Origin of the sequence: Flavobacterium aestuarii, assembly GCF_040049115.1 — a bacterium.
In the GTDB taxonomy this organism is placed as follows: Bacteria; Bacteroidota; Bacteroidia; order Flavobacteriales; family Flavobacteriaceae; genus Flavobacterium; species Flavobacterium aestuarii.
Window position 1 is genome coordinate 75522 of the sequence record NZ_JBDLZZ010000005.1, and the last position, 20359, is coordinate 95880.

18 protein-coding genes are annotated in these 20359 nt (G+C 38.4%); 2 read left to right on the forward strand and 16 right to left on the reverse strand.

The genetic code is table 11. The annotated features are described in order from the left end of the window. Positions 1-3: 3 nt before the first annotated feature. On the reverse strand, positions 4-1818 hold the full coding sequence (locus ABEG11_RS06780) for a hypothetical protein (RefSeq protein ID WP_348823426.1): 1815 nt from the start codon (positions 1816-1818) through the stop codon (positions 4-6). A 254-nt stretch (positions 1819-2072) separates the two neighbouring features. Here ABEG11_RS06780 and nadA point away from each other — a divergent pair, with 254 nt between their 5' ends. Both nadA and nadB read left to right on the forward strand, forming a co-directional pair. Then, positions 2073-2999 (forward strand): quinolinate synthase NadA, encoded by a 927-nt coding sequence (nadA, locus tag ABEG11_RS06785; protein WP_492764710.1) that lies wholly within the window; start codon positions 2073-2075, stop codon positions 2997-2999. 2 nt (positions 3000-3001) lie between these two features. Further along, a complete protein-coding gene (gene nadB, locus ABEG11_RS06790) occupies positions 3002-4537 on the forward strand; it encodes an L-aspartate oxidase (RefSeq protein ID WP_348823427.1) in 1536 nt (511 codons plus the stop codon). Between the two features lie 75 nt (positions 4538-4612). On the opposite strand, the gene ABEG11_RS06795 is transcribed toward nadB, so the two are convergent. The 15 genes from ABEG11_RS06795 to ABEG11_RS06865 form a co-directional block, all read right to left on the reverse strand. Beyond that, on the reverse strand, positions 4613-6139 hold the full coding sequence (locus ABEG11_RS06795; protein ID WP_348823428.1) for an ArnT family glycosyltransferase: 1527 nt from the start codon (positions 6137-6139) through the stop codon (positions 4613-4615). A 254-nt stretch (positions 6140-6393) separates the two neighbouring features. Then, on the reverse strand, positions 6394-6645 hold the full coding sequence (locus ABEG11_RS06800) for a DUF6755 family protein (RefSeq protein ID WP_348823429.1): 252 nt from the start codon (positions 6643-6645) through the stop codon (positions 6394-6396). Between the two features lie 17 nt (positions 6646-6662). Further along, positions 6663-7178, reverse strand: coding sequence for a Rieske (2Fe-2S) protein (locus ABEG11_RS06805; protein ID WP_348823430.1), 516 nt, complete (start codon positions 7176-7178; stop codon positions 6663-6665). Positions 7179-7284: 106 nt separating this feature from the next. Beyond that, entirely contained in the window at positions 7285-7854 is a 570-nt protein-coding gene (locus ABEG11_RS06810; RefSeq protein ID WP_194640809.1) for a 4Fe-4S dicluster domain-containing protein, read from the reverse strand. A 16-nt stretch (positions 7855-7870) separates the two neighbouring features. Next, a complete protein-coding gene (locus ABEG11_RS06815; RefSeq protein ID WP_348823431.1) occupies positions 7871-10087 on the reverse strand; it encodes a molybdopterin oxidoreductase family protein in 2217 nt (738 codons plus the stop codon). 318 nt (positions 10088-10405) lie between these two features. Next, a complete protein-coding gene (locus ABEG11_RS06820) occupies positions 10406-11455 on the reverse strand; it encodes an MFS transporter (RefSeq protein ID WP_281636030.1) in 1050 nt (349 codons plus the stop codon). Positions 11456-11680: 225 nt separating this feature from the next. Next, entirely contained in the window at positions 11681-13273 is a 1593-nt protein-coding gene (locus ABEG11_RS06825) for an MFS transporter (protein WP_348823432.1), read from the reverse strand. A gap of 287 nt (positions 13274-13560) precedes the next feature. Further along, positions 13561-14511, reverse strand: coding sequence for a tRNA modification radical SAM protein MnmL/YtqA (gene mnmL / locus ABEG11_RS06830; protein ID WP_348823433.1), 951 nt, complete (start codon positions 14509-14511; stop codon positions 13561-13563). A 390-nt stretch (positions 14512-14901) separates the two neighbouring features. Next, a complete protein-coding gene (moaA, locus tag ABEG11_RS06835) occupies positions 14902-15909 on the reverse strand; it encodes a GTP 3',8-cyclase MoaA (protein ID WP_348823434.1) in 1008 nt (335 codons plus the stop codon). Further along, entirely contained in the window at positions 15899-16813 is a 915-nt protein-coding gene (gene moaCB, locus ABEG11_RS06840) for a bifunctional molybdenum cofactor biosynthesis protein MoaC/MoaB (RefSeq protein ID WP_348823435.1), read from the reverse strand. The genes moaA and moaCB overlap by 11 nt, the downstream gene beginning before the upstream one ends. Before the next feature lie 179 nt (positions 16814-16992). Next, a complete protein-coding gene (locus ABEG11_RS06845; RefSeq protein ID WP_348823436.1) occupies positions 16993-17439 on the reverse strand; it encodes a molybdenum cofactor biosynthesis protein MoaE in 447 nt (148 codons plus the stop codon). A 139-nt stretch (positions 17440-17578) separates the two neighbouring features. Further along, complete coding sequence (locus ABEG11_RS06850; protein ID WP_348823437.1) at positions 17579-18646, reverse strand: ThiF family adenylyltransferase; 1068 nt, start codon at positions 18644-18646, stop codon at positions 17579-17581. Positions 18647-18827: 181 nt separating this feature from the next. Further along, positions 18828-19070, reverse strand: coding sequence for a MoaD/ThiS family protein (locus ABEG11_RS06855; protein WP_348823438.1), 243 nt, complete (start codon positions 19068-19070; stop codon positions 18828-18830). Next, the gene (gene mobA / locus ABEG11_RS06860; RefSeq protein ID WP_348823439.1) at positions 19067-19636 is read right to left on the reverse strand and encodes a molybdenum cofactor guanylyltransferase; all 570 of its coding nucleotides are present in this window, start codon (positions 19634-19636) and stop codon (positions 19067-19069) included. Before mobA ends, ABEG11_RS06855 begins: the two co-directional genes overlap by 4 nt. Before the next feature lie 7 nt (positions 19637-19643). Further along, positions 19644-19973 carry a winged helix-turn-helix domain-containing protein gene (locus ABEG11_RS06865; RefSeq protein WP_348823440.1) on the reverse strand — a complete coding sequence of 110 codons (330 nt, stop codon included), beginning with the start codon at positions 19971-19973 and terminating at the stop codon, positions 19644-19646. Positions 19974-20359: the final 386 nt, after the last annotated feature.

Genomic DNA, 20359 nt, shown 5'->3' on the forward strand with positions numbered 1-20359 from the left:
TGATTAAACTGCGACCAGTTCGGGGATACAAAGTTCAAGCAGTTCACTCTTATAGTGTTTCAATTGATTCTCGATGTTTTGTTTGCTTTTCTCAAACCAATTATTTGATGCTAATAATGACTGGTAATATTCAATTCCTTCATTCAGATTACTCTTGAAAGCCTTCAGTTTTTTTACCTGAGGTGCTGTTATCTGCTCTGAAAATTCATTGATTTCTTTTTTCAGATAATCCATGTACATTTTCAATTCATTGATAATTACATTTGGACGTTCACCATTCCCAAGTACTGAAGCATTTCCATAAATGTGTTTCACCATATCCGAAAGCGAAACTTCCTTGTCAAAATAAGCCAGATTTGGTCCTGGACAAATCACAACTCCTTGAGACTGACCTTTTATTTTAATGTTGTTTTCCAGATAAGCAGTGTTGGCCAATCCTACACACAGACATGATTTTTCAGTAATACTGTTCTTCTTTTTATCAAAATCCAATTGAGATAATGAATCTTTCACAGCTTCTAATTCTTCCAATTTTAAATCCTGATAACTTTTTGAAGCAGGACACATTCCTTTTGGTCCATACTCTTTACTCAAAGCCAGGAATTTTTTTGGACAAGAGCTTCCAGCTTTATTTTCATTAATACGTTTTTGCTTGAAAAACTCATTCGTTGTACCTTTCACGGCATTGAACGGAATTCCCAATGGTGAAATATGGCTCAGATAAAAATCGTCTTCTTTGGCTTTTTCCAACAATCTTCTTGTGTCTGCATCAACAGAAGTCGCTTCGGGAACCAATAAAAACGGTGAACCCCAGCCCACTGAATCTACTTGGTATTTTTCTAACAAAAATTCATGTTCTTCGGCAGTACCTACACCACCCTGAACGGTAATTTTTAATTCTAAAGGTGTCTCTGGAACAGGCATGCCTTTTATTTCCAAAGCTTTCACCATCAGCTCATGAGCAGATTGAATCAATTGCTCTTTCTTTTGCATGAACTCTTCCAAAATTGGCCCTAATAAATAACCATCAGTAGCAAAGGCGTGACCACCGCAATTCAGACCAGATTCAATACGGTATTCAGAAACCCAAAGTCCTTTTTTGGCCAGGAAATTTCCTTGAATCATTGCCGAACGGAAATCGCTTACTTTCAGGATAATCTTCTTTTGCAGCTTATTATTGGCATCTGGATAAAAAACAGGAAAGTTTTCAAAATACGCATACAATCTCGGGTTCATCCCTGCCGAAAGTACTACTGAAGAAGACAAATTACTATTAGCAAAACCTCGCAGCGAAGCATGTGCATCATTGAATTCTACTGGCAATTGCTCGTCCTTGATAAAATTATCCTTATCAACTTTGGTCATGATATTCACGTCGATTTCACCAGCCGAAAGATTTTCTTCAAGATAATTTTTGATGGTTTCCTTAAAAGCAATTCCGTCATCGATTAAATTTTGAAGCCCTTTTTTGATTTCCGATTTATTAGGCAGCATTGCAATATAATTCTCCAGAGCCTGTTTGCTTTCGGCTAATTCTGCTTTGAATTTTTCGAATTTATCTTTTACGATAGTATCCATCAGATTCAAATAAGAAGTAACACGTTCAGCACGATAATCATGGATTTTTTCGGTAATTTCCTGATATGGGATTTTAAATTTTTCGCTGTAAAAAGCGTTCATTTTTTCGATTAAATCGTCATCTATAATCGATACAACAGATGAGATTCCATATTGCGCCACACGTATCGGACTATCAATTGTATAGGCCAATCCCATCACCGGAATATGGAAAGTATGTAATGGTTTTTTAGTTGTCATATGTGTAAATTGGTTTATTAAACATTTTGCAAATATCACCATACTAATTTGCTTAAAAACTGATAAATGTCATACGAACGTCAAACATATTCCAATAGATTTGCGGGTTGCAAAAACCACAGCGAGAATTTTTTAACAAAAACATTTTTTTTGAACGGTTTAGAAAGCTTGCGGCAACGTGCAGCTTCAAAGTTTTACCTTATATTTGCATAGAATTAATCTCAATTAAAAAAACACCATTAAAGTTTTTAAAAATGAAAAGTCTTAAAGAACGTATATTGGAATTAAAAAAAGAAAAAAATGCGGTAATACTAGCGCATTATTATCAAGAATCCGATATCCAGGATGTAGCTGACTATGTGGGAGACAGCTTGGGATTATCTCAGGAAGCAATGAAAGTAGATGCCGATATTATTCTTTTTGCAGGAGTTCATTTTATGGCTGAAACTGCCAAGATATTAAACCCGACCAAAAAAGTAATCTTACCAGATTTAAAAGCAGGCTGTTCCCTGGCCGAATCGTGTCCTCCAGAGGATTTCAAAAAATTTACCGAGGCACATCCCGATCATATAGTTATCACTTACGTAAACTGTTCTGCCGAAGTTAAGGCATTGACAGACATTGTGGTTACCTCATCCAATGCTGTAAAAATTGTAGAATCTATCCCTAAAGACAAACCAATTATTTTTGCTCCAGATAAAAATTTAGGAAAATATGTAATGGAACAAACGGGCAGAAAAATGCTGCTTTGGGACGGTTCCTGTATTGTTCACGAAGCATTTTCACTAGACAAACTGGTGGCTTTGTACAAACAAAATCCAGATGCTCAAATCATTGCGCACCCAGAATCGGAAACGCATATCCTGAAAACTGCAAACTATATTGGATCTACCGCAGGGATGATTAATTATGTAAAAACCAATCCAAGCAGCAAATTTATTGTAGCTACCGAAGCGGGTATTCTGCATAAAATGAAACAGGAAGTGCCTGACAAGATCCTGATTCCAGCTCCTTCAAACGAAGACAATACTTGTGCCTGCAGTGAATGTGGGTATATGAAAATGAATACTTTGCAAAAAGTGTACGATTGTTTATTGAATGAAACTCCCGAAGTGAATGTTCCCGATAACATTAGAGAAAAAGCATTAATCCCTATCGAACGTATGCTCGAACTATCTTAAGAATGATTACAACCAATTATTTAATTATAGGTTCAGGAGTAGCTGGCTTGACATTTGCTCTTAAAATGGCCAATCGTTTTCCTGACCGGAACATTACCATTGTAACCAAAGCCAATGCTGACGAGTCCAACACCAAATATGCTCAGGGCGGCATTGCCATTGTTACTGACAAAACCGAGGATTCGTATCAGAAACACATCGAAGACACGCTGATCTGCGGTGACGGATTATGTGACGAAGAAGTAGTAAAAATGGTTGTAACCGAAGGCCCTAAACGATTAAAGGAATTAATCGAATGGGGAGCTCAGTTTGATAAAAACACCAAAGGAACTTTTGATTTAGGCAAAGAAGGCGGACATTCTGAAAACAGGGTCGTTCATCACAAAGACCAGACGGGTTACGAAATTCAGCGTGCCATTTTAGAACAGGTAATGCAGAAAGAAAACATTACGGTTCTGGATCATCATTTTGCATTAGAATTAATTACGCAGGATAATCGCTGCGTTGGTGCCTATGCGCTTGACGAAAAAACCAACGAAATACTCACTTACCAATCCGATTTTACTTTACTGGCAACTGGCGGTATCGGGCATTTATACGGACATACTACCAATCCTGTTATAGCAACCGGCGATGGAATCGCAATGGCGTACCGGGCCAATGCTGTGATTCAGGACATGGAATTTATACAATTTCACCCAACGGCTCTGTATGATAAAGGGAGTGGTTCTAAATTTTTAATATCCGAGGCAGTGCGCGGTTTTGGTGCCCGTTTGAGAACCAAAAAGGGTGATTTGTTTATGGAGAATTACGACCCGAGAGGTGATCTGGCTTCGAGAGATATTGTTTCTCAAAGCATTGATCTGGAACTCAAAAAATCGGGTGATGAATGTGTTTATCTGGATTGTACCCATTTGAACATGGAAGGATTCAAAAAACATTTTCCGATGATTTATAACCATTGCAAAAAAATGGGTATCGCCTTGGAAAAAGAATGGATTCCTGTTGTTCCTGCCCAGCATTATCTTTGTGGCGGAATTGTGGTAGACCGTAACGGAAAAACTTCTATAGAAAATTTATTTGCCTGTGGCGAATGTTCCCGAACAGGCTTGCATGGTGCAAACAGGCTGGCTTCAAACTCACTTTTAGAAGCTTTGGTATATTCAGACAAAGTGTACCATTACTTGGCAGAAAATCCATTTATCGCTCCAAAAACAGTTGATAAAATTCCAGTCTGGCCAAACCAGTCTAAGGAGAAAACTGCTCCAGAATATATCGCACAGACAAAAGCAAAACTTCAATTATTGATGCGTCAGAATGCAGGAATTGTACGGTTTGATCTGGATTTACTAAAAGCCAGCGAAACGCTCAGAAACCTGCAGAACGAAATTGATGAAAAAATTAAATCCCATAGTGCCAGCAAAGATTTATACGAACTGAATAATATGACTGATATTGGAAGCCTTATCGTTCAGCAGTCTATTGATCGCAACGGCAATTGCGGGGGGTTTATTAAATATGCTTCGAAAGATATTTAACCAGCATAACTTTTTTGTTCCTAAAAAAGTTATGCTGGAATTTCAAATATTATCAGAGTGATAGGTTTAAAAAAATTACTCATAATTCTTTTCACTGTCTATTTCCTGCTTGATTCTTTTCCTTACATCTATTTTGGCTCCTTTTAAAACATAAATAGTAATTTCGGACTCTCTTGCGTATTTATTCATGCGCTTTGCAGCAACATAAATCGTGTCAAAAAATGGTTTTTCAACTTTCCGTTCTGGGTCTTCGTCATTCTTTTCTTTTATCAAAACCACGTCTTTAATTTCTTTATCCAAAGAAATCCAATTGACATAATCAGCATTGAAGGAATTAGCGGTTACTCTTTTATTTTTAGAATAATAATTGATTGCCCCCGCTTGCCCGTAATTATCGCAGAGAATTATTGTATGCTCCAGATCCGGTAATGTTTCAGCAACCGAATCTACTTTTACTGCCAATTCTTTCCAGCCCAGCATATCGGCAAAATCTTGAGGCAATGAATGATTCTTGCCATCTTCCCAGCGCAGCAATCCAAGATCCTGATATGGTTTTGAGTGAGCCACAATATATTCCGGGCTTTTGTTTGGAAAAAAAGCAGTGTACATTGGAATAAAGAAAAGTATGGGCATCACAATCAAAACTGGCTGTAAATACCTTTTCCAGCCTTCTTTTAATTGATTTTCTAAATAAACAGATCCGAAAGCAATATAGATTGGATAAAGTCCAATAGCATAATAATCTTTGGCTTTGAAATACATAAAAATGGCCAGAGTAAAAACTATAGACCAAAAGAAAAACCTGTATTTTTTAAATGGCTTATAAAATAATAACGATAACAATCCTGAAACTATGACTAATAATGAGCCAATAAAAAACAGCAATTGCGATTTTAAGAAACCCAATCTATCTACATAAACCAGCTGTGTATCGGCTAATTCTTTTAAATGATGAATCACGGGGAAATTATTCCTGTATTGCCACAAAAGATTAGGCAAAATAAGCAATAGCCCGAAGGCAAAAGCCAGATATAATTTTGGCTGTGCAAAAATTTTTCGCTGTTGTGTTACTGCAATTGCTGGAACGAGACCAATAAATAAAAACGCAATATTGTACTTATTAAGGAAACCAAAAACAAAAACGATTGCTGACACATATAGCCATTTTGCGTTTTCGGAATTGATGTATTTGATTAAGATAAAATAAAAAGCCGTCCAGCAAAGCACATCAAAAGAATTGGGCTGATACAAAGTATTTAACCTCAAAAGTGCAGAAAAGAATACGCAGACAGCACCCAAAATTAAAGCAAATAAATTTCCTTTTAGCTCTTCAATGGCTTTCCATACCACGACAATAGTCAAAGCGCCAAACAAAGCTGGAAAAAATTTTACCCAAAAAATCGAGTTTCCCAGCAGTAAAATCAGAGACGAAATCCAGGAAGTAAATGGAGGAACGGACAAATATCCCCACGCCAGATGATGCGCTTGATCTAAATGTAAATATTCGTCCCGCTGCAAGTCATAATCGGAACTGATTAATGAATATTGCAATATAAATTTTAATAAGATGAAGCCGAGTAATAGAAGCGTTTTTTTGGACATTGGGGGATGTGTTTAAGACTTTACTGATTTTATTTACAATTATTCAAACACCTCAAATGTATTTAATATTTACCTAACTATTAACCTGTTATTTAAAAAAGTCTCCATTAATTCCCACGAATACTGGTGAGTATTCAATTATTAATAGGATCAAGCCAAGGAGCCTTTTCTACGGGAAGCCATACCTAAATCATTTTCTAAAAAAAATCCCAGTCGTTAGACTAGGATTGTAATGAACTGATTTTTTTTAATAGCTATTTCTGCTGTGGTTTATTCCCAGATGGCAAATAATACAGCCAGCTGAAACCTATTAAAAACAAAATTAAAGAAGCCACAAAGGCCGGTATTAAAATTTCTTTATTATTATCTAAAGCGTTGTTCAAAGAGGCATACAACAGCCAGATCTGAATGGTGACATTCAAAATCAATATGAATATCAAAGTCGAAAGAATGTTGTTCAGCTTGTTGGGATTCGCTTGATTCTGGCTGGTTCTAAAAGTACTCATAGTATTTTATTTTAGTTTTAAACTGCGTGTTCTTCCTGATGGGAAGCTTTTACATAAACATCATTTTCTTTGAAAAAAACTTCCAGGCTTGGCAATGCTCTTGGTGGCGGTCCGCCCAAAACATCTCCTGTTTTAGCATCAAATGAACCTTCATGACACGGACAATGAATAATTCCGGTGCCTGGTTTGTAAAATACAGAACACGACAAATGGGTGCATTTTTGCTCATACGCTTTGAAGTCACCATTTTCCAGATGAATCAGTATATAAGGTATGGTACTTCCTTCAATTACGAAACCTCTCGTACCGCCCACTGGAACTTCATCTTTTTTGCATACAAAATGCTCTCCCTCAACTTCTTCTTTGGGAAGCAGATAGGCTTTGGCGGCAACGAGTCCGCTGCCTACCATCAGTCCACCCGAAACCAGGGTCAGGAACTTGGCAAAATCACGACGGCTTACATTGGTCGCTTGTTGTTTGAGGACCGGAAAATCTTTCTTCCAGTTTTTATTTAAATTATCTTCTTTTGACATTTTATTATGTTGTAAAAAGTTTTGTTTCAGTTTTTCTTCAGAAGCCATCTGCATTCTAATTATTTATTGTCCCAAGTCTTAATACTTAATACTTGCTACTTAATACCTAATATATAATCAGCTCCGAACTTCCTTTCGGCATCATGATATTGACTTTGGTATTGACAATTTCCTTCCCAAAAATAAAAGTATTAACCGGCGTGCTGTTCGGGCGCATTTCCTCGATTTCGGTTCTTGTACCAAAAAACAAAGCACCACTTGGACAAACCGTCGCACACATTGGTTTTTTGCCAATGCTGGTTCTGTCGTAACACATCGTACATTTCATCATCAGGTCGTAGGATTCTTCTTTTTTCGGCACGCCAAACGGACAGGCCAACACACAGTTTGAACAACCGATACATCTTTCGGTATTGGCGGTATGCACGATTCCGTTTTCGTCCTTGGAAATCGCATCCGCGGGACATACATTGGCACATACCGGATCGTCGCAGTGCATACACACCTGAACAGTGGTTTGCACAGTCGAAGCCCGATCGACATAATTGACGCTGATTAAGGATTCCTGACCGTTGGTTTCACATTCGGCGCAGGCCATTTCACAAGCTTTGCAGCCAATGCAGCGCTGCATATCTACAAAAAATTCCTCGTTTTTATTGAAACTCGTATAATTCATTTTTCCTTTTTATAGATTAAACACTTGCATACGCTTTTGATTCTTTAGATGGAGGCGCAATTTCCTTAAGCGGTTCCAAGTGACAGGCACAAACTTTGAACTCCGGTATTTTGGAAATAGGATCCAACGTTCCTGGCGTTAACTGATTGGCCGACTTTTTACCTGACCAGTGGTAAGGTATAAAAACGGTATCCTCCCGAATGGTCTCAACTATATTCGCAGGGAAAATTCCTTCTCCACGTCGGGTGGAAACTTTTATTAATTCTCTTTGTTTGATTCCGTATTGCTGTGCCAGTTTAGGATGAATTTCCAATAACGGTTCAGGAAATTGATCAACCAACTTACCGATTCTTCGTGTTTGCGTACCACTCAAATATTGAGATACTACACGGCCTGTTGTCAAAATCACGGGATAATCGGCATCTGTCACTTCGCCCGGAAGTTTGTACGGAGCAGGATTAAAATGCGCTTTTCCGTCAGGAGTTTTAAACTTTCTGTCTTCCCATAACCTTGGCGTTCCCGGATGGTCTTCGCTTGGACAAGGCCAAAACATTCCCATATTATCCTCAATTCTTTTATAAGTAATTCCGTAGTAATCTGCCGTTCCGCCTTTAGAAGCTACGCGTAGTTCGTTGAAAATAGCTTCACTGTTTTCAAACGTAAATTTATCTTTCACGCCCAAACGTTTGGCTAATTCCAGAATAATAGAAGTATCGGTTCTAGCCATTCCCGGAGGCGTTACCGCTTGACGGATTCGGATCACTCTTCCCTCTGCAGATGTGGTGGTACCTTCCTCCTCTTCCTGCAGGGAACCTGCCAGCACAATATCGGCATGGCGTGCGGTTTCATTCAGAAAAAAGTCGATACACACGTAATATTCCAGTTTTTCCAATGCCTCGCGAACATAATTGCTGTTCGGTAAAGACACCAGCGGATTGAAACAAATTGAAATCAATCCCTTAATTTCACCGCGGTGAATGGCTTCGATTATTTCGTAGGCCGAAAGACCTTTACCGGGCAAATCTTTCTCATTGATTCCCCAAACTTCCGAAATATACTTACGGTGTTCCGGGTTCTCTATATCCCTGTTTCCAGGCAATTGATCACATTTATGACCGTGTTCCCTTCCGCCCTGACCATTTCCCTGTCCGGTAATGGTTGCATAACCGCAATAAGGCTTTCCTATTCTTCCGGTTGCCAGCACCAAATTGATACAGCCCAAAACATTATCCACCCCTTTCGAATGGTGCTCAATTCCACGGGCGTGAAGCAGGAAACTCGTTTTGGCCCTGCCCCACAATTCGGCTGTTTCGCGTATTTTATTTTTGTCAATTCCGGTCACTTCCTCTGCCCATTCCAAGGTGTAATCCTTAACGGCATCAATCGTTTCCTGAAATCCCGAAGTATGATTATCTATAAAATCATGGTCCAGCATATCGTGATCCACTAGGTATTTCAAAATCGCGCCGTACAAAGCAGAATCGGTTCCAGGACGCACGTCCAAATGAATATCAGCAGTTCGCGCCAGAGGAATCATCCTTGGGTCAACCACAATAATTTTGGCACCTCTGTCACGGGCTTTCCAAATCCAGTGCGTCAGCGTTGGAAAAGTTTCGCTAATATTGGCTCCGGCCACAATAATCACTTCGGCATATTCCAAATCCGAATAATTATTTGATCCCCTGTCTAGTCCGAATGCCTTTTTGTTTCCTGCACCAGCACTCACCATGCACAAACGGCCGTTGTAATCCAGATTCTTGGTTTTTAGAGCCACACGCGCAAATTTACCCACAAGGTAACTTTTCTCGTTTGTCAACGAAACCCCCGACAACATCGAGAACGCGTCATTCCCGTATTTCTCCTGAATCCTTTTAATTTCCGAAACCGTCTTATCCATCGCATCATCCCAAGAAATAGGCGCAAATCCCTGTCCCGGAACATTTTTCAAAGGAGACATCAATCGATCAGGGTGGTTATTCTGCAAATAACGCTGAACCCCTTTTGGACACAGCCTTCCCTCATTAAAAGGAAATTCCATCCAAGGCTCAAACCCCACCACCGTATTATCTTTCACCAGCAATTGAATACCGCACTGCATCCCGCAAAAACAACAATGCGTTTTCACGGCCTCATCCGGCTCGTCTCTTCCCACATATCCGTCCTTGGGCGCATAATTCAGGGTCGGCCCAAAATGCTTTACTATATTCTCCTCTGCTACAGGTAATTTTGCCATTTTATATTTTTATAAATGTATGTTCTCTTTTTCTAAAATCTTAAATCAAAAATCATCATCCTTTGGGCGTGACCCCGCAACAACAAGGGGCTTACTCATCGGAACGTTTATACAGCCCCTTATTGTCGCGGGGTCGGGCTATCCGCGCTACTTCGGTAGCCAGCTTCTATCCCTCACGCGACCGTAAATCAACATCAGGTTTTCAATCAAAAACATTTCGTTCTTTCAACACATTCTCCCTCTCACAACCTGCCTTCTTAAATCTATTCTATCTTTTCTAACTTCTATCCTCTAACCTCTTTTTTCTAACCTCAAACATCATCCAAACAAATTCCCCCCCTGCTGTCTCGCTTTCAAATGCGCCATTGCCAATCGGGATCTTTTGCCCTCTGGACTCAAATCCAAGTGTGATGTTCCGTCTTCGTGGGTAAAATCGAAACCCAATTCTTCAGTAACGGTTTTCAAATCCTGAATGTGCAGTTTGGTGGCAAACTCCTCGCCTGTATGCGGACAAACCGCCATACCCATTTTCATTCCCTGTTTCTTGTAAATATGCGCTCCGATTTGAGCCGGACGCTGAATGATATGAAAAAACTTCCCAAACGGAATCCAAATCAAAAACATAATCACCGTAACCGCATGCAAAACCGCCAGGAAATCAAACGCAAACCCTTTCATGAACTGATACGAGTATGTCAATCCCAATCCTGTAACCGAAATCGCAATCAGCAAAATAAGCGGTAACAAATCTCCTTCAAAAGACTGCGTAGCAATCAGACCCGGATTTGTCAAACGTCTTCTTAAATAATAAAGTGATCCAAAAATAACCAAATACGAAGACCAGTTCAATGCATGAAAAGTCAAAAAAGCGGTAATCGAGTCCAGATTGAAATCCATCACTTTAAACCCAAAAAAATAGGCTTCATATACCGAAATGGAATTCGGAGCCATCGCAAAATTAATCCAACCAAAAGTAAGCGGTATCGTAATCAAAAATGCCGAAGTACAGCCCACGGCAATCATAAAATGCGCCACCCAGCGGTATTTCCCCCTCGGGTAAATAAACTTCTGAAACGCAATATTCTCCACCGATTCTTTGGTAGCAAACCAAAAATGAGAAAACACTTTACCGGTTACCAAATACGTAATCCCGCGTTTAAAATAAATCCAAGTCGGTGGCCGCTGCAGCCAAACGGTATAACGATATACAATCCCAAAGAAAGCAAACACCGTCCCAAATAAGTAAGTTACCAGTGCAGCGTCAAAATTCTGCAGTTTTCTTGACCCATAAAACACTAGGGCAATCATAAAGATCGAAAGCCCAGTTGCAATCAGTAAAGCTTTGGTATTATAGGTTTTGTTCTTCATAAATGTAAAATTTAATACGGTTTAAAACTTCGTAAAATCAGTTAAAAAAGACCGTTTTATTTTTTTGTAAAATTAGCAAAAGAAATACTAAGTAAAAACACCTAAGTATTTTTGAAAACACAAATCAATTAAAATATGTTACAATATCATAAGCCAGCGCAGTATTCCTTTATTTAATATTACGCTGACTTTTATTTATAATTTAAAATAAATTATCTAAAAAACTTAGCTTGGTTTCTCACATCCTTTGCGGTTATAAAACCACCAATTGACAGAAGTAGCTAATATAGTGAAAAGAATCAGACCAATAAAGAACTGATTTACTGTTCCGTTTGCTGTAATGTTATTTCCAATTAGTTTTGAAAAAATAAAAGGTCCAAAAGCTGCAATAGCGGCAGTCCATCCAATCACTCCAGCAGCCTGACGCTGATTCTCTGAAAATATGATAGGAAACTGTCTAAAAGTACCTGCATTTCCAACTCCTGTAAAGAAAAACATAGCTAGTATCACTGCGACAAACATTGGAAACTGATCCATACTCGTTGGCGAAACCAATCCTTGGGTAACCAAAATAACAGCACCTGTCAAAATCCCAATTCCGGTTATAGTTGTCAGTATAGCACCTCCCACTTTATCAGCCACAAAACCAAAACAAACCCTGCTAGCAGAACCAATCAGCGGGCCATAAAAAGCATAAACCAAAGGATCTGGCGCATTTGGAAAATCGCCATACAAAAATTTAATCATCAATGGAAATGCTGCAGACAAACCAGCGAATGTTCCAAAAGTCATTACATAAGTAATTGTACAGTACCATGTATGTTTGTTTTTGAAAATATCCAGCTGCTCTTTTATAGAAGCCTGCATTGGAATGCTTTTCAGAAAGAACCAGCTGATTACGCCCAAAGCCAAAAGAAAACCAATGTACCAGAATGCAGCCGATTGAATGTAGATTTCCTTATGTGTAACCGCCTCATTTTCGGGACTAATTTTGTTTAATATTTTCTCGGCCAATTTAGGGTTTGCATTGGCAATCGCTTTAGATTTCTCATTGAGCGGCAATGCAGAAAAAATCTTGAAATTTTCATTTGATTTCGTTACCGCTGTAACCGAATCTAATACCGGTTTCTTTACAGCCGCCAGAATTTTATTTTGTGATTTGTCATCCAAGGCTGCAAAAACTTCATTTTGTTTTTCAACTGTTGAATCTTTTAAAACATTCTTTGTCTCCTTAACATCTATGCTTGTAAATACCGAAGTAGTCCCGTAAATACTAACACTCAAAATAAGCGGGGTAATAAACTGTGCTAAACTAACTCCAAAATTTCCAATACCCGCTTGGATTCCCAAAGCCGTTCCTTTTAATCTTTTTGGAAAAAACAAACTGGTACTAGGCATAAAGGATGAAAAATCGCCGCCGCCAAAACCACTGGTAATAGCCAAAAGAACAAATACCCAAAACGGAGTATTGGTATCCATCACCGCAAATCCGATACCTACTACCGGAATGAGTTTCAATAAAGTAGCTACGGTCACAACGTGTCTTGTTCCATAAATTGGCAGGATAAATGTGTGGATAATCCTTAAGAAACCTGCAGCCAACCCAGGAATTGCCACCAGCCAAAAAAGCTGGTCTTTAGAAAAAGGGAAACCCAGTCCTGGTAATTTCACCGCTATTACGCTCATCATAAACCATGAGGCAAAAGAAAATATCAATGACAAAGTTGTAATTGTCAATGTTTTCCATGCAATTTTACTTCCAGTATTTTTCCAGAATTCATCGTTTTCTGGTTCCCATTTGTCTAACCACGTTTTCATATCTACTTTGTTTCAGAATTATTTTTTGCCTTTATTGATTTGAAATCAATTCGTTTTATAAAAGACATAAAAGTCCTTTATTTTCATACACAAAATTAGGTATCAGAAAAAAATTAAAATATGACATTTATCAGTTCCAAAAAATATGTTAAATTTTTACTGTTTCTGTAAAAATAGAGCCTTGAAAAACACATTAATGCATTGAGAAAACACTGTTAATTTTGTCAATATTTTTGCTAACACAAATGTACTTACTCTATCAAGCACGCCCAACTAATTTTAATATTTTATACACTCCTGTATTGGGAGCCTTGAATGATGCCTCTTTTTTCGATTGTAGAATCGATATAATGCTGGATTTCGGTTTTTTTAAGTCCCCAGTTTGGGGCAATTAGTAAATCCCAATCGGAAATTCCGAAGAGGCGCTGAATAACAATATCAGGTCGCAGGAGCGGAATTAAATCGCAAAGCAGATCGGTGTATTGTTCCAAAGTGAAGAGCGGGAACGGGTTTCGCTTGTAATGCACACCCATAATCGAGCCTTCGACAATGTGCAGATGATGGAATTTGACGAATTTTATTTGGGGAAATCGGTTAATTTCAGAAATGTAGTTGAGCATCATTTCTCGGGTTTCCCACGGAAATCCAAAAACAGTATGTACACACAAATCGATCGGGCTATCTTTTAACAGCTCCACTGCCGAAACAAACTCAGCGTGGGTACAGCCTCGGTTAATTTTGGACAAGGTCTCGTCATACATTGATTCCATTCCCATTTCGAGATCAACATCAAAACGGTCGCAATAACTTTCTAGTAAAGCCACTTTTTCGGTATCGATACAATCAGGACGAGTCCCTACCGAAAACCCCACAACCTCATCAGGATTGAAAGCCAAAGCCCTATCGTAAATGTTTTTTAGATAATCAACATGGGCATAAGTATTGGTATTCGGCTGAAAATAAACTATGAATTGGTCTGCCTTATATGATTTTTTGGCGCGCTCCATCCCCTGAAGCAATTGTTCTTCAATCGTGGGCGCTTTTCTCGAAATATCGGGCGTAAAAGAATCGACATTGCAATAAGTACAACCACCGTAACCTTTCAGTCCGTCACGGTTGGGACAGCTAAAATTACCATCAACAATTACCTTGAAAACTTTTTTTCCGTTGTATTTCTCACGGAGATGTGTCCCGTAATTGTTATAACCTTTCTTTCCGGATTCTTTTTCTGTGTTCATTTCGCAAAGGTATTCACGATTTCGCGGTGCCGAAATGATTTTTGTCAGGTATTTTGGAGCAGAAAGATTAAGCTTTTACACAAAACCTACTCTCAATATTGTCATTCCGCAGGAATCTCATGCAACACAAGTAACCAATGTGGGATTCCTACGGAATGACAAGTTTGCGGATAATTTGGCGCTTTAAAAAAAGACGTCACCTTTCGCAATTTCTCAGAAAAGACGCTAAGGCACAAAGTATTTTGCTACAAATAAATCCTTTTTCTCTGCGACAATCTGCGAAATCTGCGTGAGAAATAGTGGCACGCAGATTTCGCAGATTTCGCAGATTTTTTAGAAATTCATTAAAAACCTTACTCGATAAACTTTGTGAATCTTTGCGACATTACACTACCCCCCAATCTTAATCATACTTCTATTTTTCGAAAAAAGAAGCGGATCTTGGAATTTAGTATCATTATCCATTCCGCCTCGCATGGCGAATTTAGATTTTATGTTTTGGAAGATCAGTGGTTCTATTGAATCTCCTGCTCGTAAAGTATCAAGCAAAGAGGTTTCAGTATTCGAAAACAGACAGTTTTTCAATTTACCATCGGCGGTTAAACGGATTCGGTTGCAAGTACCGCAAAAAGGATTCGTCACCGAACTAATTACCGAAAAACTTCCTTGGTAGCCTTGAATTTTGTGATTCTTGGAAGTATCATTTGGTCTGTCCTGCAAACGGTTTACATTAGATTCACCATAAAAATCACTCACTTGCGAAAGTATTTCGGCATAGCTTACCAATTTTTCCTTATTCCATCGATTTCCGTCAAAAGGCATAAACTCTATAAACCGAATCTGAATGTCTCGGTCTTTGGTCAACTCAATAAAATCAGCAATTTCGTTATCATTAAATCCTTTTATAACGACAACATTCAGTTTTACCTTGAAACCATTTTTCTCAAGTAAACCGATATTTTCAATCACTTTCTCAAAATAATTACGACGGGTAATTTCGTTGAATTTGTCCTGTTTCAAACTATCGATACTCACGTTCAAAGTGGTAATTCCAGCTTCCTTGAAGGTATCCATGAAATCATGTACCAAAATTCCGTTGGTTGTCAAGGTCAATTCAACACCCAGTTTTCCTAATTGTTCAATAATCACTTTGGCATCCTTTCTTACCAAAGGCTCTCCACCAGTCAGTCTTATTTTGGTCACACCTAGTTTTACAAACGTTTTGGCAATAGTAACAATCTCGTCCGCAGTCATCAGGTGCGCTCTTGGTGTAAGCGCAATCCCCTCGGCAGGCATACAATACGTACATCTCAAATTACAATGCTCCGTAATCGAAATACGCAGATAATTATGCGCTCTACCGTGGTTGTCCTGCATCGGATTGATTTTATTTTCCATGGTCAAAACCATTTAATATTTTGAATAAATGCAAAATTGACGGGAAAACCGCATCCATCGATTCGCTTGCTCCCGCTGTCGATCCCGGTAAAGCCATAATCAACGTACTTCCCTTGAAACCTACCACACTTCGAGACAACATGGCATAAGGTGTCCTGTCCTGTCCGTAGGAGCGAATGGCTTCTTCAATTCCCGGAATGCGACGATCCAATAATGGAATAACCGCTTCCGGAGTAACATCGCGATTGGACAAACCAGTTCCGCCAGTTATGATAACCAAGTCTTTTTTGCTGTCGCAAAATTTGTTTATGGTTTCCTGTATATCGGTTACCTCATCAGGAATCACCGTATAATTGGAAACGCTTAATCCTAATTTTTTAATTTTATCGGTAATTACTTTTCCTGCTCGATCCTCTTTTTTTCCAGAAGCTACTGAGTCCGAACAAACCATAACTGCCACCGATAAATTGAGATCATCCTTGACTCCATAATCGGATTTTCCACCTTTTTTGTGCAATAATTTTATCGTTGAAATTTCAACTTGTTTGTCGATTGGCTTTAGCATATCATACATTGTCAAAGCCACTATTGATGCTCCGTGCATTGCCTCGACCTCCACTCCTGTTCTATAAATAGCTTTAACGGTTACTTTTATCAACACCGAATCTTCGAGCAATTCGTATTCAATTCCGGTGAATTCAATTGGCATCGGGTGACAGTCGGGAATCGAATTTGACGTGTTTTTTACCGCAAATAACCCGGCAGTTCGTGCCACTTCCAATACATCTCCTTTTGGGACTGTTTTATTTACAATAGCCTGCATCGTTTCAGGCGAACCTACTTTTACAATGGCTTGGGCTGTTGCAGTGCGTTGTGTAATTATTTTATGGGTAATATCTACCATTTAGATTTCAGATTGTTGATTAACGATTTTAGATTCTTGATTTACCTACTGTACGTATATTTTTGCCACGGATTACACGGATTTACGCTGAACGTTTTATTTAAATGAACAATGATTTATATCGCTTTTTAAATTCGTGACAATCAGTTTTATCCGTGTAATCGTGGCCTATTTTTTATTTACGTGTTCTTTTTCCAAGTATAACTTTCGTCTTCAAAAATTTCCTTGCCAAAAACTGCTGTTTTTTCTTTTATTTCTTCAACCAAAAACTCCAAAGCTTCATACACTACTTTTCGTCTTGGTGCCGAAACAAAGACAAACAAACAGATTTCGCCAGTCTTTACCAATCCCAAACTGTGGTAAATATGCAGGCAGGTCAAATCATATTTGGCGAAAGCCGATTCCCGAATTTCGTAAAACGTTTGTTCTGCCATTTCTTCGTAGGCGGTGTATTCAATTGCGGATACTGTTTTACCATCAATAACATCGGCACGAACCTGTCCCAGAAAAATATTGTGAGCTCCAATAGTTGTCTTGCTTTGATGTTTTGCAATCGAATTCCCAATGAACTCGGAGGTTATTTGTCCTTGTATAAAGGAGCTTTTTTTTGATTTATCTGTTGACATATTTTTGTTATTGGGCCACGGATGACACGGATTGAGCGGATTTTCGCCGATATTTTTTATTTATCTGTGACGTCTATAGCTTATTTTTATTTTTTGATATTGTAATTAAATTTGTCATTGAATTTTGCCATTGTCATTGCTATTCTATCTGATTTTTAAGCGATTCAATTCCTCTTGCCAAATGAAAAACACCTACAAACCCTGAGTTTTGCAGATAATTCATTGCTTGTTGGCTACGCTGGCCTGTTTGGCAAAACAAAACGATTTCCTGATTTTTATCTAATTTTTTGCTGTATTCTTCCAATTCACTCAAAGGAATCCGAATTACATTTTCTTTCTTCAGCTCAGGCATTTCATCTGATTCACGGACATCGATAATAACCATTCCCAACTGATTGCATTTTTCTAAAAAGGCTTCAGGGCTTAAATTTTCATTTGTTTTTTTGCGATGCAAAAGCAGGCTACCGTTAATAAATCCTTTTTCAATTGCTTTTGGATTTCGGGCAAAATCGATGATTTGAGTCTGAAAATTCAAGGCGTCGTAAATCAACAATTTTCCAGATAATACAGTACCTATTTCCAATATAATTTTTAAAACCTCGGTAGCTTGCAATGTACCAAGCGTATTTGGCAAAACACCCAAAACTCCCGATTCTACACAATTGGGTGCCGCATTCAATCCTTCCTGTTCTGGAAACAAACAGCGGTAACTCGGCCCATTTTTATAATTAAAAACCGAAACCTGTCCTTCAAATTTGTAAATCGAAGCATAGACTACCGGAATCTTTTTAGTTACTGAGATATCATTTATCAAATAACGAGTGGTAATTGTATCGGTACAATCAACAATGATTTGGTAATCATCTACAATTCGGACAGCATTTAGCACCGTGAAAAACTCTGAAAAAGCAGTTACATTAATCTCGGGATTCAACTCCAAAATTGCTTTTTTTGCTGTTTCAGCTTTACTGTTTCCGCAATCTTTTAGAGTATATAATAATTGTCTGTGCAAATTGGTTTCATCCACTACATCCCCATCGACAATCCCAATATTTCCAACCCCAGCCGAAGCTAAATTTTGCAAAACCGGACAGCCCAAACCACCCGCACCAATTACCAGGACACGTGCTTCCTGCAATTTTTGCTGACCCGCTTCTCCGATTTCCGGAAGAATCATCTGTCTGTTATAGCGTTTGGTGTTTATCATTTTAATTTCTTTTTAAAACATATAAGTCATATAAGTTATTCTTTTTTAATCCTAACCATCTTTAGTACTCATTGTTTGATTTGCTTTAAAAATTTAATCTTATTTATCTTTACCTTACAAGAAACACATAAGACCATTTAAGCATTTTTTTACAAACTTTTATGACTTATATGTTTAAAAATCATCCACCTGCAAAAGGCGGTAAAAAGGCAATCACATCCTGATCTTTTATTTTGGTCTGCAGATCACTCATTGTTTGATTGACTGCGATAGTATAAGTCGTGTTTTGTATATTTTGATAACTGTTTTCTATTTTTGATTTCAATGCAGAAACCGAAATAATTTCTTCATCAAAAGTGAATTGCTCCTCTTTCAATTGCGTGATATCAGCGAGTGACCCAAAATATTTTAGCGTAATGGTCATTTGATTAAATTTTGATATTCTTCTTTTGTATTTATATTCTGCACCTGACTGCTCCATTTTTCGGGAATTTCAAGAGTGCGGTGTTTTACATCTTCTATTGCCTGCCGCAGTTTCAATTTGTTTCCGGCTATCTGTTCTCCGAAAACAATTTTCATCGAGCGGTCGTAAACCCCAATCAGCGGACTGGTTTTGTCTCCGATTTTTGTTTGCGTCACCATATATGTTTCATTATGGTTGTCAATTAGCCATTGCAACAATTCAGTAGTTACGAACGGTACATCAACACTCAACACCAGATTCACTTTGGTTTTGGATTCTTTCAGACCTGTGTAAAGTCCGCCCACTGGGCCTTTGTTTTCAATAATGTCTTCGACTCTGGAAAAACCTAATTTATCGTATTCTTTGTTGGCTGATACAATTAAAATATTTGAACCCACAACCGGCTGTAAAGCATCGCAGATATGTTGAATGAATGTTTTTCCGTTCCAATCCAATAGACCTTTGTCGGTTCCCATTCGCTGGCTTTTTCCTCCGGCCAAAAGTATTGCTGTGATATTGTTTTCCATAAATTAATTATAACGAATGTTTCTTGAGTTCGGCATCCAAAAATTCCCAACAGGCCACATTGATTTTTTCAAAAGACGCGATAAGCAATTTCCCGTAAGGAGTAATAACAGTTCCTCCGCCTTTATTTCCGCCTACTTGGGTTGCAATTAAGGGTTCTTTGGAAGCTTTATTCGAAGCGTCGATTAATTTCCACGCCTTTTGATACGAAATATTCATTTCCTTAGCCGCTTTGTTGAGTGAACCCGTTGCTTCAATCTGCTTTAGCAAATGAATACGCCCTTCGCTAATGAGGATTCCCTCATCGGTTTCTATCCAGATTTTGCTTTTGATTTTCAATGCAGACTATTTTCGTTATACTTTTACAAATATAACGAAATGATTATTTCCAAAAAATAAAAAAATGGTTAAGAGCCGGTTTTTTTGTTATAAAAAAAGATACTCCAAAAATTTGGCACGCAGATTTACGCAGACATACGCAGATTTCTTTTTTGGATGATGGCACAATATCCCCTTAGCCCAATTACATAAAATTAAACTTTAATTCTTGCACGCAAAGACGCAAGGTCGCAAAGTTCAAAACGGATTTCTTTGCGTCTTAGCGCCTTTGCGAGCCCATATTCACGCAAAGAATAGAAAACTAATTATGAAAATAAAATGCTGATTTTTAGCCCTGATCGCAGTGAAAATCCTCCCTGCCCAGGGTTTGGGCAGGGAGATTACTT